Below are 15,594 nucleotides of genomic sequence, written 5' to 3' on the forward strand. Positions count from 1 at the left end.
TATGACTGCACCATCAAACTCCCAGCAAGGTAAGCATTTCGACTTTTTTCGAGTTGCTTACCTTGTTTCTTGTTTGCTTATCCCTTCGGTCTCGTTCGCAAGCGCCGGCTGGATTCAGGAGCTTAATCCTCCCTCTGTTGACCTTCATCCGCCGGATAAACCGATTGTCATTGCTGTAATCGACGATGCAGTGCTTGTTGAGCACCAGTCTATCAGCGAACTGATTTTTCATAATTCAGAGGAGATACCCTCCAATGGAGTGGATGACGACGGCAACGGCTTCATCGACGACAGCGCAGGCTGGGATATTTCCGATGATGATAATGATGTATCACCGCCCAGAGATCGCATCGAAGCCTATTATCACGGTACTCATCTGGCTGGAATAATTGCCGATATTGCCCATACAGTCTTGGGTGAAGACGCCGCAGATTACCTACGCATACTCCCCGTAAAGGTACTGTCAGACAGGGCAACGAATACTTATCTGAAAGATGCGTATAAAGGCGTCGAATATGCGCTGAAAGCTGATGCCGATATCATACTGGCTGCCTGGGCGGTACCCACCTTATCAATAGATGAAGATCGCCTGCTTGACCGAGCCATACAGCAGGCAAAAACCGTTGTTGCCGCTGCTGGAAACTATTCAAGAAACCAGCCGCAATTCCCTGCCGCTCACCCCGGCGTTATCGCCGTTTCTGCCATGGCAAACGCCTCACAACCCACTGAACATGCAAATTTTGGCAAGCACGTAAACCTGGTCGCTCCCGGAACGGAGATCCAGAGTGCGGGAGTCACCGGTGTCGACCATGTGTTGACGAAATCGGGTACCTCCCAGGCTTCCGCGATGGTTGCGGCCACCATCGCCCTTCTCAGGCTGCAATACCCGCAACTGACAACCAATCAGATTGAGGCATGCCTTATCACAGGTACAACCCCACTTTCAGGGCTGGATGATAAGTGGGTAGCACAGTTAGGTGCAGGCAAACTGGATATAAGCCGTGCATTAGGTTGTGATATTTACACCCATCAGGCAATACGGCATCGCCAGCTTAAGGCCTACCAGGGCTATTTAAACCTGTCGACAACAGAATTCGATGAGATGACATGGGTGGTTCGTCCACCGGGTTTGTATAAAGGTCTAAGGTTTACCAGGGTAAATACAAGGTCTCACCCAACCAGCGGTAAGCTAAGCGTTTTCAACGAAAACGTTCGTGATGCCAAGCCCTGGCGTGTGTTCTCCGTGGAGGATATACCCGATGAATTTTACATCCCGGGTGGCTTTGCCCGTTTGGTCTTCCAGGCTGCCCCCGGCACGCCGGCTAAAGATGGCTTGTTACTGGGGTATCGCACAGAGCCTATAGATGTCGCCACTCAGTTCTGTCGAGACACTATTTACCTTCAGAATGAAGGCATTATTAATGACAACAGTGCTGAAAAAACCTACGCACCTAATAGCGACTGCAGGTGGCAGATTAAGGCGCCAGCAGGTCAACGCATAGAATTTACCGCGGAATGGCTGGATACACAGGCCGGTGTAGACAAGATTTATTTCTTTAATGGTAATTCAACCCGAACAAGTGATCTTATGGCGGTCTTTAGCGGTAATAAAATCCCCCCATCATTTAAAAGCTGGGGTAATGAAGCGTTAGTCTGGTTTGTCTCCGATGATAAAAAGCAAGGAAACGGGTGGCAGTTAAAATACACATTTGTTGATGCTGAATAGCGATTTAAGAAACAGCCTCTTCCATAAAACATCTACCAGCAGATCGCGACCTCGGACCGCCGCTTCGATTTAAAAATAGGGTTTTGAGTTTTAGAAATCGAGTTCAGATGGCGATGACCCGGGGCCAAACTGGCCCCGGGTCAGAGGCTGCCGCGAACGGGCAGCCCGAGGGTTATCACCAGGGATCAGCAGCCCTTCTTCGGATGGCATTTGCCGCCGCCTCCGGTGTCGCCACCACCACCATCACTGCCACCGTCACTGTCGCCGTTCGGACTGATGCTGATGTTGACCGTAGCGGTTGCCGAGTTCCCGCTAGTGTCGATAACGGTATACGTAAAGCTGTCACCGCCACGCTTGTTACCGCTGGTATAGCTGACTGCTAGCCCGTCCACTATCTCCACCAGGCCCTTGCTGCCTTGAGTCACCTCCAAGATGCTCAGAGCGTCTACATCCGGGTCGCTATCATTAGCCAGCACGTAGATGGTCAAGGTCGCGTTGAGCGCAACGTTGGCGCTGTCATCTACGGCTACCGGCGGCTGGTTAACTTCGTTAACGCTAACCGTGACCGTTGCCGGAGCCGATTTGTCGTAGCCGTCGCTGACTGTATAAGTGAAGCTATCAACACCGAAGAAGCCGGCAGCCGGTGTATAGACCAGGCTGTTGCCGTTTTGCGTTACGGCACCGTTGCTGCCCTGCCCGTAACTTGAGATCTGCAGCGTAGCACCCTCAGGATCCGAGTCGTTCGCCAGTACGGCAACAGTGACGGCCAGGTTCTCGTCGGTGTCTGCGCTGTCATTCTGTGCCAGCGGCAGCTGGTTGGCCAGAGTGCTCGCTGACTGGATCGCGGACAGGCTGGTTTCGTTACCTGCGCCGTCGCGGGCCTTGACCTGGTAACTGTAGTTGGCGCTCGGTTCCAGGCCGATGTCGACGTAAGACGTACCGCTCTGCCAGCCACTGTCGCTGCACCCGGTCCCGGAAGAAGCAGCGCAGACAAAGTAATACTGCACAACGCCGGAGTCATCACTGGCGGGGTTGGCCGTCATCGCGATACTGCTCATGCTCTGAGCCGCCGGCGCACTTGCCCACCAGCCGGCCGGGTTGGGTGTCGGCGGCGTGGTGTCGGAATCCGCAGGCTGCACGGTGCCGGAGATAAAGTACATGCCGAGGCTGCCATAGTCGCTGTAGGGGCTGTCAACGTTACCCACGCCGGTCACTGCGAGATAGTAACGCCCGGCCGGCACAAGCTCGTCGATCTGCGCCATCGTGTCTCTCAGCGGATCGGCACTCGTGACCCAGTTGCCCAGCGCATCATAGAGGCTCAACTCGATATCGAGATTGGCCCCACGCCGGTCGTCACGGTAGTAGGACTCCCAGGCTGGAAGCGCGTTAAAGGTGACATAACCTTCGGCGGTATCAAACCAGAAGTAATCGACATCATCGCGAGTTTCGATCACGCCCTTGTTGGCCGGAAACAGGTTATGCGGATCGATTTCCGGGAAGGTGAAAGTGGCCGTGCCGTTGGCATCGATCGCCAACGCGGTCGCCTCGGCCAGGCTGTCGCCATGGTCGTCCGGGCGCAGGTCGAGCAGACCGGTAATGATCGCCACGTCATCCTGGGTATTGTTGGCATGCAGGTATTCACCCTGGCTCCATTGCGTCACGTTGGTGTAGTAACCCACGCCCATGATCGGGGCCCAGGAAACAAAGCCGGAGCCATGACCGGTGTAGTAGCCAACCTCGGTGATGCCGTCAAAAGTGCCGTCGTGGCCCAGTCCCAGGTTGTGGCCGAATTCGTGGCTGGCGGCCTCAGCGATAAAGGGCGCGAAGTTGGGACCAAGATTATTGGCATACACCAAAGCAGGCGAGTAATCGGGATAGTAGGATCTGCCCCAGACTCCAACATAAGCAACGCCGCCGGCGCCTTTGGCCGGCATATCATTGCTGTATTCGTCGGTATCCTCGGTAATCAGTACATGGCCGGTGGTCGGACCGAAGCTACCCGGGTCCTCGGTGGTGACGTCGATATCGAACGGCGCCATGTCTTCCGAGACCCGGTGCCAGATCTCGGCGATCTGCGCTCTTTCGCTGTCATTGAAACTGGACGGATCGCCGTCGGTGTCGAAAGCACGTGCGTACAACGTCGTACCGCTGTTCCAGGCCGTGCCACTGATGACATGACCGTCGAAATCGAGAAACACCACCTTTGCGGCGCCCGGACGGCTGTGCAGCAGGAACGTGTCCTCGGGTGCCACTGCCTGGGGTTCAAACGATGCGCCGCCGGAGGTTTCGTCGACCTCATCGGGCAGAACGGTGTCCTCGTAGTAGATACCCCCCTCCGGATCGACGCCGAGGAACTCGAAATCCGCAGCGGGAATATCGAGCCTTTTCAGCCACTCTATCGCGCGCTGCTGCGCTGCATAGGGCAACTTGTCGATCTGGCTCTTGAGGCGACCCGGCGGCAGGTTATCGGGGTTACCATCGAAGCGATTGCCGTTTGGCTCGGCGAGTACCTGGCCGCTGCCGGCAATCATCAGGGCTACCACGGCCCCGGCGAGGATACCTCTGCGTTTGTTATGCATTCTGAAGTCTCCTTGCGCGCTGCCGACCCGGCACCGCACCACTATTGTTATATTCCTAAAGGAGCCTAGGCCGCACCCGGAGCAACAACTGACAAAACCGGGCGGCGTGTATTGGTTCTGGAACGATGACTCAATAAATATTAATCGACTGCTGTTCGCCAAACTTAACAGCTTTTCAGCGACCGAGGGATGTAAGGGCGATGAAAGCCCCTGCTTTAAAGAGAAAGTTACAAGGTGGAAACGACAAGGCAAAAGCGCGGAAAAAAAGGTCAGACGCTGGGTACGGTGGTGCCCGATTGGGAGGAGAATCAAACGTCGCGGTTTAGTGCCTGTTCCGGGGCTGTCAGTCGCGCAAATCCAACAGACGCACAGGTTCTTGGGTTAAACCGGCTGCGTTGTGCCGATATTTCGAATCCGTACGCAGTGTAAAGATTCGCTCCAGGGAGAGGGTTATCCCTGGAGCGACAAAAACTGCCGGCAGCTAAAACACTACTTGCCGTGCAGGCTCCGGTAAGCAGCGTCCCCCAGTTCGCCGAGCAGTTGCTCCCCCTGACGCTCCACCTCGGCGAACGCCTGGCGCAGGCTATCAGGCGTCACCTCCACCGCCATATTGCCGATAAACGGAAATGCCAGAGTGGCTTCGATCAGGGTGTTTACGGCAGTCTCATCGGCCAGCGACATATCCAGCTGGGCGAAGCTAACCGGCAGGCCGACCTGGGCAAACAGACGGCCACAGCGCCGGGCTTCCACCTGATCCTTCTCCAACATCAACTGGGTCAGGGTGCCGATCGCCACCATCTCACCGTGCAGGTAGTTGTGATCCACCTCCGGAAGCAGCGTCAGCGCCTGCGCCAAAGCGTGGGCGCCAGCGACGCCGGTGCACTCAAAGCCTGCGCCGCTAAGCAGCGTGTTGGCCTCGACCACATGCTCTACCGCCGCGTTGAGCTGCCCCGCTTTAACCGCTTCCAGCGCATCGACGCCATGAGCGTACAGGATGTTCGCGCAGGTTTCCGATAGCGCTACACCGGCCAGTGTCGGGCGATCACCGTAGGGAGAGATCCCCGCCGGGTTGGTCTGACAGGCACGCGCTTCGTACCAGGTCGACATGGCATCGCCCATTCCGGCCACCAGAAAACGTACCGGCGCCTGGGCAACGATCTCGGTATCCACCATCACCAGTGCCGGGTTCTGGGCGAACACTTCGTAGGTTTCGGTGGCCCCTTCCGCGGTGTAGATCACGGACAGTGCTGAGCAAGGGGCATCGTTGGAGGCCAGCGTGGGCATAATAACCACCGGCACCTCCAGACGTTCGGCGATGCATTTACCCGCATCCAGCGTTTTACCGCCACCGAGAGCGATCAGTGCATCCAGCGGCCCCTGCTCGCGCAGCTCAGCGGTGCGTGCCTCGATCTCCCGAAAGGAGCACTCACCACCAAAGGTGGTAACCCTTGCGTCGATACCTGCTTTGTCGAGGGCGGCTAACAGGCGTGCGCCTTCGCCTTTCTGACTGCGCGGCGTGCAGAGCACGGCACAGCGCTTCACCTTGAGCGGAGCAAGATAGTCGGCGCTGCGATCGATCAGGCCCGGAGCCTGAACATAGCGCGGGGTGGTGCGGAATACATGGGCGGTAACGGGGTTAGATACATAAGCGGTCTGCTGTTCAGACATGGCAACGTTCCTATGTAAACTCGCCTGCTCGACCGGGCTGCAGGTCAAAGGATACGCCGGTATGGCGCTGAGCAGGCTCGGGAGCGGTCAATAAAAGGAATAGAGCCCCGGCGTGTGCCAGGGCCCGATTGCGACAGCTATTTTTAAAATAGCCAAGGATCAGAGGCGGAACTTGAATACCAGCTTCATCAGCTTCTCGTAGCGCGCACCGTAGGGCGGCGCCAGCATGAGGATGCCGGACTTTTTCGCCTGCTGGAAAACCGGGCGAATCTTCGAGAACTCCAGGAAGCCTTCCTTGCCGTGGTAGTGACCCATGCCGCTGTTACCCACGCCGCCAAACGGCATATCGTGCTGGGCTGCGTGCAGCAGGGTGTCGTTGATGCAGGCGCCGCCGGACAGGGTGTTATAGAGCACCTTATCCTGGGTCTGCTTGTTATTGCTGAACAGGTAGAGGCCCAGCGGGCGCTCACCGGCGTTGATGTACTTGATCACCTCGTCCAGGCTGTCGTACAGCTTGATCGGCAGCAGCGGGCCGAAGATCTCGTCACGCATGATCAGCATATCTTCGGTGACATCCAGCACCGCTGTGGGCGGATACTTGCGGTCTTTCGCATTGGGCTCACCCTTGGATACCAGACGCACGGTCTTGGCACCCTTCTGCGTTGCATCTTCGACGGTCTGCACAATACGCTCAAAGGAGCGATCATCGATGATCGACGTGAAGTCACGGGAGTCCGCGCTGCCATAACGCTCGCTTACCACCGCCTGGGCATGGCCGATAAATTCCTGTGCCTTGCCGCGGGGCAGGAACAGGTAATCCGGCGCGGTACAGGTCTGGCCGCTGTTGATGCACTTGCCCCAGAGAATACGCTCGGCGGCGGTACGCAGGTCATAGTCCGGTGCAATGATGGTCGGTGACTTGCCGCCCAGCTCCAGTGTAACCGGCGTCAGGTACTTGGACGCGGTCTCCATCACGGTTTTACCGGTGGCCGGAGAGCCGGTGAAGACAAAGTGATCCCAGGGGCGATCGGTAAATTCGCTGGCACGAACACCCGGAATAACGGCGAACTGCTCGTCGTTGAATTCAGCGGATACCAGCTTGTCCAGCAGGCGGCAGAGGTGCTGCGAGTTGGCGGCCATCTTGACGATAACGCGGTTACCGGCAGCCAGTGCCGCGATAGACGGGCCGATCGCCAGCGCCAACGGGTAGTTCCAGGGGCTGACAACGCCGACCACGCCCTTGGGCTGCGGAATGACGCGGTTTTTCGCACCGAGGAAGTTCAGGCCCACATGACGTTTCTCCGGCTTCATCCACTTCTTGAGATGCTTCTTGTGGTAAGCCACCGCACTGGTCATCTGCGAAATATCGAGCAGCTTGGTTTCCTGGGGGCAGCGATTGCCGAAATCGGCATTCACCGCCTCGCAGATCGCATCCATATTTTCCATCAGGATCTTGTCGATCTTGTTGAGGGCATCGATACGCTGCTGATAGCTCGGATAGGGCTTGTCACGTGAGGCGCGGCGTTGTTTATCAAACACCTGATCAATGCGGCTCTTCGCCTCGGTAATCTGGGCCTGGGTAATGTTTCCCTGTGGGATGGTCGGTGCGGCACTCGTCATGGTGACCTCTATCTTATTATTTCTGTCGGGGTTCAAGCAGTAGCGGCGTGCGCCTGCCTGAGCGCTACAGCCAAACAGCGGCTTCAAGTAAACACTGACAGACTAAAAGAGCACCCAGCCTCCAGCTTGACACTAAGCGATTGCGATTTGACAAAAGACGTCTGGGCCCAAGCCCGCAAGCATTGCCACCAAGGGCCGACTCACCCCTTATATATTCGCCGATAACCCGGCCCGGCCAGGCCAGCCTGTGCGGTCGCAAACTGTCAAAACCGGTGCAGCTTATGTCAAGCAACCGGCCTCCCCCTCTCGCACTATTCCTACAACTGAAAGGAGCATACCCCGGCCGCGTCCACACAAGGCGCGTTCAGTGTACCGCCATCGGTGATGGCCTCGGGGGATGCTTCAGGTCCGGTAAAAATAACTAAAAAGAGACATTCACATGGCGACTAGAATCCTGCAATCGGCCGACTCCGCTTACGACTATCCCCTGCTGATCAAACAGCTGCTGCAATCCAACCAGCGGTTTGAAACCGAGCACCAGATCGTATCCGGCGACTACCGGTTCAGCTATGCCGAGTTCAACGAACGTATCTGCCGACTGGCCAACGCGCTTAAAGCGGCAGGCATCGGCCCGGGCGATACGGTTGCCGTCATGGACTGGGACAGCCATCGCTATCTCGAGTGCTTCTTCGCGGTGCCGATGGTCGGCGCCGTGCTGCACACGGTGAATATCCGCCTCTCTCCGGGGCAGATTCTCTACACCATGAACCACGCCGAGGATGACCTGGTACTGGTGCATGATGACTTCCTGCCGATCATCGATGGCATCAAGGATCAGCTGGAAACCGTTAAAGGTTATATCCAGCTCACCGATCAGACTGAAAACGCGTGCAAATTCGACGGACTCGGGGAATACGAAGCGTTGCTGGCCCAGGCCGGCACCGAGTATGAGTTCCCGGACTTCGACGAAAACTCCATTGCGACCACCTTCTATACGACGGGTACAACCGGCAACCCCAAGGGCGTGTTCTTCTCCCACCGCCAGCTGGTGCTGCACACGCTGAACATGGTGAACACCCTGCAGTCGCGCAACAGTGAAAGCGCCCTGCTCAACCATGAAGGCGTCTATATGCCGATTACGCCGATGTTCCATGTGCACGCCTGGGGCATCCCCTATGCGGCGACGATGATGGGTGTACAGCAGGTTTATCCGGGTCGTTACGAGCCTAACAACCTGACCCGCCTGATCCGCGAGGAAGGCGTCACCTTCTCCCACTGTGTACCGACCATCCTGCAGATGGTGATGCAGTCCGGCGAAGCGGCGGACACCGACTTCAACGGCTGGCAGGTGATCATCGGTGGCAGCGCGCTGACCCCGGGCCTGGCGAAGCAGGCGCTGGAAAGCGGCATCCAGCCGTTCAGCGCCTATGGCATGTCGGAAACCTGCCCCCTGATGTCTATCACCCGGATGGATAAAAACAGCTATGCCCTGCCGGCGGACGAGCAGATCGCCCTGCGCACGCGCGCAGGCCTGCCGTCAGACCTGGTCGATATCCAGATCTGGACACCGGAAGGCAAGGTGCTTCCGAGCGACGGCCGCAGCACCGGTGAGCTGGTGGTGCGCGCCCCCTGGCTGACCCAGAGCTACCTGAACGAGCCGGAAAAAGGCGCCGAACTCTGGAACGGTGGCTGGCTGCATACCGGCGATATCGCCTGCCTGCACCCCGATGGCTGCATCGAGATCAAGGACCGCATCAAGGATGTGATCAAGACCGGCGGTGAGTGGATCTCCTCCCTGGAGATCGAGCGCCTGATCAGTCAGCACGCGGATGTTTCTGCGGTCACCGTGGTGGGCGTGCCGGACGAGCGCTGGGGTGAGCGCCCCTTCGCGATGATCGTGCCGCGCCGTGAAGAGCTGAATGTTGAGAGCATTCAGGCGCATCTGCAGACCTTCGTCGATGACGGCACCATCAACAAATGGGCGATCCCCAAGGCGATTCAGCTGGTCGACGACATCCCGAAGACCAGCGTCGGCAAGATCGACAAGAAGCGTATCCGCGCCCAACTGGCCTGAAGCCGGTCGCCCGCCACACCAAGACGGGGCGTCTTTGGCCCGCATGAAAGCGCCATTGACGCCCGCGTAAAGCAAAGCAATTCCTCACCCGCCCTGAACGACCTCCTCTTCAGGTGCCGGGTGCCCCTTTGCGGAGAATAATAAGAAATGGAATATGCCGGACTGATAGGCGGCGTTGTGCTGCTGATCCTGTTGGCGTTGCGCGGGGTGAATATCATCCTGTCATCGCTGATCTGTTCCCTGCTGGTCGTTATGACCAACGATCTTCCGCTGGCCCCGAGCCTGTCCGAATACTATGCGTTTGGCCCGCTCGGCGCCTTTACCTTTGCCGGCAAGTTCTTTCTGCTGTTTGCCGCCGGCTCTATCTTCGGCCGCGTCATGGGCGACAGCCATGCCGCCGCCAGTATCGCCACGGCGTTGATTAACCGTCTGGGCGCCCACCGGGCGCTCTGGATCACCACTCTGGCCTGCGCCCTGCTGACCTACGGCGGTGTCGTCGCCTTTGTGGTGATCTTTGCGCTCTATCCGCTCGGTCTGAAGCTGCTGCAGGAAGCGAATATTCCCAAGCGCCTGTTCTGTGGCGCCCTGGCACTGGGTGCCGGTACGTTTACGCTGACCACGCTGCCGGGCACGCCCTCTATTCATAACGTGATCTCGTCGGTGGCGCTGGGCAGCGATCTGTTCGCCGGTTTCTGGATCGGCACCGTCGGTGGCGTGGCGATGTTTGGGCTTGGGATCTGGTACCTGGAGCGTCAGCGCAAGCTGGCTGTCGCCAACGGTGAAGCCTTTGTCCCGGGAGCCTCCGATCGCATCTCCTCGCTGGATGACAGCGAGTATCCGCCCTGGCAGCTGGCCCTGATGCCGATGGTGGTGGTGATCGGGTTGATCCTTCTGCCCCGCGTTATCAGCATGTCGATGGATATCGGTGCGCTGAACGAAGGATCTCTGCTACGCACGCTGATCGAGTTTGCCAACGCTCAGCCGATTGTCTGGCCCAGTATCGCGCTGATCGCCGGATCGGTTCTGGCAGCGCTGATGTTCAGCCATATTCGTCGCGACTCGCTACATGTGATGGGCAACGGCGCCCAGGACTCGATCATGCCGCTGATCAACACCGCGGCAGTAATCGGTTTTGGCGGCATCGTCACCCACACCAGTGGCTTTCTCGAATTCACCTCGCTGATGCTGGCATCCGACCTGCCGCCGCTGCTGTCGGCATTTGTGTCGGTCAGCCTGGTGGCGGCCATCACCGGCTCAGCATCCGGCGGTCTGCAGATCTTCATGCAGACCATGGCGCCCGCCTATACAGAAATGGGACTCAACCCGGAGGTACTGCACCGTATCGCCACCATGGCCAGCGGAGGGTTCGACTCCCTGCCGCACTGCGGCACCGTGATCGCAACCCTGACCATCACCGGGCTCACGCACAAAGAGGCCTACAAGGATATCGGCATTATCACCGTGGTGATTCCTGTGCTGGTGACCCTGGCGTTGATTGCACTGCTGTTACTCACATCGGCCTGAGCAGGGGCTTGCCCTTCTCACTCTTCGAATAAAAACAGGCCAAATAAAAAGGACAGAAATATGAGTAAGCCAACCCTTCTCGTTACCCGCCCTCTTCCCCAGGCGATGCTCGACGCACTCGGTCAGTTTGGCGAGGTTAAGATCGTGGACCTGACGGCCGCGTCGATCCCTGAAGGCGATATTATCGTTGCCACTCCACTGGATCCGATTAAGATCGAGGTGCTGGCAAAACTGCCGAAGTCGGTGCGCCTGATCGCCAATATCGGCATAGGCGTGGATCATGTGGACCTGGCCGCAGCCCGCGAACTGGGCATTGCTGTGAGTAATACACCAGTAGTTACCGAAGATACCGCAGACCTGGCGATGGCACTGATGCTGGCAACCTGCCGCAAGCTGAGCGCCAGCGAACGTTACCTGCGCGCCGGCGACTGGGCTTCCGGCATGGGTCAGCTGGGTATCCGTGTTCACGGCAAGACCCTCGGCATCATCGGCATGGGTGCCATCGGTCAGGCGCTGGCACGCCGTGCCCAGGGGTTCGGCATGGAGATTATCTACTCCAGCCGCGGCCGCAAGCCCGAGGCGGAAGAGACGCTGAATGCCCGTTTCTGTGAAACCAAGGAGCAGTTACTGGCCGAAGCCGACATCGTTTCCCTCAACTGTGATCTCAACCCGAATACCCGCCACATCATCGATGCCGAGGCCCTGGGCAAGATGAAGCCTGGCGCAGTCCTGATCAACGCCGGTCGCGGCCCACTGGTCGATGAAGCGGCCCTGATCCAGGCGCTGGAGAGCGGTCATCTTGGCGGCGCAGGTCTCGATGTATACGAGTTTGAGCCCCAGGTCAGCCCGGCGTTGACCGGCTTCGATAACGTTACCCTGCTGCCCCATATCGGCAGTGCCACCCAGGAGTGCCGCGCGGACATGGCGCGCCGGGTCTGCATGAATATCGCCACGTTTATCCAGCAAGGCACTCCCCAGGATTGCTGCAACTGATAGCGCCCAGTTCGAGCTGTCAGCAAAACTAAAATAAGAAAGGTCGGCCCCATGAGTATTTTTAATGTAAACCCGGTCACAGTGGATGACTACCGACGCCTGGCCCGGCGCAGGCTGCCACGCTTTCTGTTCGACTATATCGACGGTGGCGCCAACGCCGAACAGACCCTGGCGGACAACGTCAACGACTTCGATCGCTACCGCCTCAAGCAGCGGGTGATGCGTAACGTCGATAATGTGGATACCTCAACCACCCTCGCCGGTTTCGAGGCGGCAATGCCGCTGACACTGGCGCCGGTGGGTATGGCCGGCATGTTCGCCCGCCGTGGCGAAACCCAGGGCGCGCGAGCGGCTAACGCGAGCAGCATCCCCTTCACCTGCTCCACCCTCGGCATCTGCCCGGTGGAGGAGATTGTGCAGGCCACCGGCAAGCCGATCTGGTTTCAGCTCTACATGCTGCGTGATCGTGAGGTGGTGCAGTCACTGCTGAAACGCGCCGAGGCTGCCGGTGTAAACACCCTGGTGTTTACCGTGGATCTGCCGGTGCCCGGCAAACGCCTGCGCGACTTCCGCAACGGTATGTTGGGGACAAATATCTGCAGCAAGATATCCAAGGCTGCGCAGTTGCTCTACAGCCCGCGCTGGATTATGGATGTGGGGATCAAGGGTAAGCCACACGTTATCGGCAACCTGAGCGAAGTGGTGCCCAATCCGGATGACCTGAACGAATACAAGGCATTCATCGACAGTCAGTTCGACGCCAGCGTCACCTGGAAAGATATCGCCTGGCTCAGATCTATCTGGCCCGGTAAGCTGCTGATCAAGGGCGTGATGGAGGTTGAGGACGCGCAGGCGGCGGTGGCGGCCGGTGCCGATGGCGTGATCGTCTCCAACCACGGTGGCCGCCAGCTGGACTCTGTCTCATCCAGCATCGCCAAACTCCCCGCCATCGCTCAGGCCGTCGGCGACCAAACCGAGGTCTATATCGACAGCGGGATTCGCAACGGCATCGATGTGGTCAAGGCGATCGCCCTGGGTGCACGTGGCGTTTTGATCGGCCGCCCCTGGATCTATGCCATGGCCGGCGCCGGTGAACAGGGCGTCAGCGACCTGCTCAACACCTTCCAGAATGAGATCCGCACCGCCATGGCGCTGTTGGGTGTTAACCGTATCGAGGAGCTTACCCCGGACCTGATCGAAAGTTAGTTGTTGGCCCTTCACAAACTGGCAAGCCTGCTGCGTAAAAGGTCAAGTGCGCCACCGCGAGCCAACATAGATTAAACGGGTCACCCTAATAACAATAACGAGGCTTTAACCATGACTCTGCCTACTGCCATTAACAAGCAGGACCGCCTGCTCTGCGTCCATACCGATGACATCGAGCCGGTTGATGTGGGTGCCGTTCTCCCGGGCCTTAAGGTATGGCCGCTGTACCTGGACTCGGAGCAGGGTTACTGGATTCTGCGCGTACAGTTCCAGCCCGGCACCCGCCTGCCGATGCACTTCCATACCGGAACCGTGCACTTCTACCAGCTCAGCGGCACCTGGCACTATGCAGAACACCCCCGGGACATGCTGAAAGCGAACAGCTACCTGTACGAGCCGGGCGGTTCCATCCACACCTTCTGCGTGCCTGATGATGCCACCGAAGCAGCGGATGGCTTCATGGTGGTACAGGGCTCCAACGTCAACTTCACTCCGGACGGCGAGTTCGTCAACGTCATGGACGCGGGCTGGATCGAAGAGGTCATTATCGAGTGCTGCAAGGCGCAGGGTCGCCCACTGCCGCGCTACATCAAGCCGAAGGCCAAGGCGGGGTTCAGCGATGTCGATTAACCTGGACGGCAAGGTCGCTGTTATCACCGGCGCCGCCAGGGGTATAGGTGCGGAGCTGGCCAGAGACTTTGTTCAGCGTGGCGCCAAGGTACTGCTGACCGATATCGCCGAGGAAGCCGGCAAGGCAACGGCCGCCGCCCTGGGCGACAACGCTGCCTTCGCCCAGCAGGACGTCAGCGATGAAGCGGGCTGGCCCGGGGTGTTTGATCAGTGTGAAGCCCATTTCGGCAAAGCCGATATCCTGATCAACAACGCGGGGATCGAAGTCACCTCGTTTATCACCGAGTGCAAACTGGATGAGTTCCGCAAACTGCTGGATGTGAATGTGGGCGGCGTTTTCCTTGGCATCAAGCACGGCATGCAGCGGATGAGTGCAGCCAACGGTGGCAAGGGCGGCGCCATCCTCAACCTGTCTTCCATGTCACATGTGATCGCCGGAGCCTGCTTTGGCCCCTATGGCGCCACCAAGTCCGCCGTCGACAAGCTGACCAAGGTCGCTGCCGTCGAGGCCGGTTTGCTCGATGCCAAGATCCGCGTCAACTGCCTCTATCCGGGTATCATCGACACCGGCATGCAGGACAAGCTCGGCCAGGACCTGCTCAACCTGGGCCTGTTCCCGGACGCCCAGGCACTGCAGGAATACATCATCGGCCGTACCCCGTTGAAACGCACCGGTACGCCTGAAGATGTGGCCAAAGCGGCGGCCTACCTGTGCAGTGACGAGGCTGAATTTATTACCGGTGTCGGCATGAGCGTCGACGGCGGTATGGCACTGGGCTGACAGGGAGGTAAAGAAGATGAGCCAACAAGTCGCACTGATCACTGGCGGCGCGTCCGGGATCGGACTGGCCGCCGCGAAAGCACTGGCCCACGCCGGATTTCATGTGGTCATCGCCGATATTCAAACCGCTGCCGCGGAAGCAGCGGTGGGACAGTTACGCTCGGAACAGCTGTCGGCATCGGCGGTTACCCTGGATGTCAGCAATGAGGACGCCTGGCGCGCCGCCATCGACAGCGTCGAGAAAGACCTCGGACGCCTGGATGTGCTGGTCAACAATGCCGGCCTGGGTGAAGGCGGTACGCTGGCGTCGACGACACTGAAGGCCTTCAACCGGGTGATGGCGGTCAACGTGAATGGCGTATTCCTGGGGTGCAAGTACGGGATTCCGCTGATGGAGCGTTCCGGTGGCGGGTCGGTCATCAACGTAAGCTCCATCTTCGGCATCGTATCGGACCAGCTCACGCTGGCCTACTCCGCCTCCAAGGGTGCGGTGCGGACGCTGACCAAGTCGCTGGCGCTGGACTGCGCCGATCGCGGCAACGGCGTACGGGTCAACTCCATCCATCCCGGCTTTATTGAAACCCCGATGGTGATGAATGCCGCGGCGGCCACACCCGCGGAAGTGATCGATCCCTATGTAGCAAGAACCGTCGGGCAGACGCCCATGGGCCGGTTTGGTCAGCCGGATGAGCTGGGTGATGTGATCGCCTTCCTGGCCTCTGATGCATCGCGCTTTATGACCGGCTCGGAAGTCACCGTGGATGGCGGCTTTACCGCGCGCTAGTAAGTAGCA

11 protein-coding genes are annotated in these 15,594 nt (G+C 58.7%); 8 read left to right on the plus strand and 3 right to left on the minus strand.

The features are described 5' to 3' along the window. The first annotated feature begins 1 nt into the window (after window position 1). Complete coding sequence (locus ACQUQP_RS16380; RefSeq protein ID WP_432696105.1) at window positions 2–1,726, plus strand: S8 family serine peptidase; 1,725 nt, start codon at window positions 2–4, stop codon at window positions 1,724–1,726. Between the two features lie 185 nt (window positions 1,727–1,911). On the opposite strand, the gene ACQUQP_RS16385 is transcribed toward ACQUQP_RS16380, so the two are convergent. The 3 genes from ACQUQP_RS16385 to ACQUQP_RS16395 all read right to left on the minus strand — a co-directional run bounded on the left by ACQUQP_RS16385 (window position 1,912) and on the right by ACQUQP_RS16395 (window position 7,593). Next, window positions 1,912–4,305 carry an Ig-like domain-containing protein gene (locus ACQUQP_RS16385; RefSeq protein WP_432696106.1) on the minus strand — a complete coding sequence of 798 codons (2,394 nt, stop codon included), beginning with the start codon at window positions 4,303–4,305 and terminating at the stop codon, window positions 1,912–1,914. 489 nt (window positions 4,306–4,794) lie between these two features. Then, complete coding sequence (locus tag ACQUQP_RS16390; protein WP_432696107.1) at window positions 4,795–5,973, minus strand: glycerol dehydrogenase; 1,179 nt, start codon at window positions 5,971–5,973, stop codon at window positions 4,795–4,797. A gap of 159 nt (window positions 5,974–6,132) precedes the next feature. Beyond that, on the minus strand, window positions 6,133–7,593 hold the full coding sequence (locus ACQUQP_RS16395) for a coniferyl aldehyde dehydrogenase (protein WP_432696108.1): 1,461 nt from the start codon (window positions 7,591–7,593) through the stop codon (window positions 6,133–6,135). A gap of 439 nt (window positions 7,594–8,032) precedes the next feature. Here ACQUQP_RS16395 and ACQUQP_RS16400 point away from each other — a divergent pair, with 439 nt between their 5' ends. The 7 genes from ACQUQP_RS16400 to ACQUQP_RS16430 all read left to right on the plus strand — a co-directional run bounded on the left by ACQUQP_RS16400 (window position 8,033) and on the right by ACQUQP_RS16430 (window position 15,585). Continuing rightward, on the plus strand, window positions 8,033–9,667 hold the full coding sequence (locus ACQUQP_RS16400) for a fatty acid--CoA ligase (protein WP_432696109.1): 1,635 nt from the start codon (window positions 8,033–8,035) through the stop codon (window positions 9,665–9,667). A gap of 147 nt (window positions 9,668–9,814) precedes the next feature. Further along, a complete protein-coding gene (locus tag ACQUQP_RS16405) occupies window positions 9,815–11,191 on the plus strand; it encodes a GntP family permease (RefSeq protein WP_432696110.1) in 1,377 nt (458 codons plus the stop codon). A 60-nt stretch (window positions 11,192–11,251) separates the two neighbouring features. Further along, entirely contained in the window at window positions 11,252–12,184 is a 933-nt protein-coding gene (locus ACQUQP_RS16410; protein ID WP_432696111.1) for a 2-hydroxyacid dehydrogenase, read from the plus strand. A 51-nt stretch (window positions 12,185–12,235) separates the two neighbouring features. Further along, window positions 12,236–13,390 carry an L-lactate dehydrogenase gene (locus ACQUQP_RS16415; protein ID WP_432696112.1) on the plus strand — a complete coding sequence of 385 codons (1,155 nt, stop codon included), beginning with the start codon at window positions 12,236–12,238 and terminating at the stop codon, window positions 13,388–13,390. Between the two features lie 111 nt (window positions 13,391–13,501). After that, entirely contained in the window at window positions 13,502–14,020 is a 519-nt protein-coding gene (locus tag ACQUQP_RS16420) for a 2,4'-dihydroxyacetophenone dioxygenase family protein (RefSeq protein ID WP_432696113.1), read from the plus strand. Further along, window positions 14,010–14,801 (plus strand): SDR family NAD(P)-dependent oxidoreductase, encoded by a 792-nt coding sequence (locus ACQUQP_RS16425; protein WP_432696114.1) that lies wholly within the window; start codon window positions 14,010–14,012, stop codon window positions 14,799–14,801. Before ACQUQP_RS16420 ends, ACQUQP_RS16425 begins: the two co-directional genes overlap by 11 nt. A gap of 16 nt (window positions 14,802–14,817) precedes the next feature. After that, a complete protein-coding gene (locus tag ACQUQP_RS16430; protein ID WP_432696115.1) occupies window positions 14,818–15,585 on the plus strand; it encodes an SDR family NAD(P)-dependent oxidoreductase in 768 nt (255 codons plus the stop codon). The last annotated feature ends 9 nt before the right edge of the window (window positions 15,586–15,594 follow it).

It is taken from the genome of Marinobacterium sp. YM272 (genome assembly GCF_050908845.1).
GTDB lineage: Bacteria > Pseudomonadota > Gammaproteobacteria > Pseudomonadales > Balneatricaceae > Marinobacterium_D.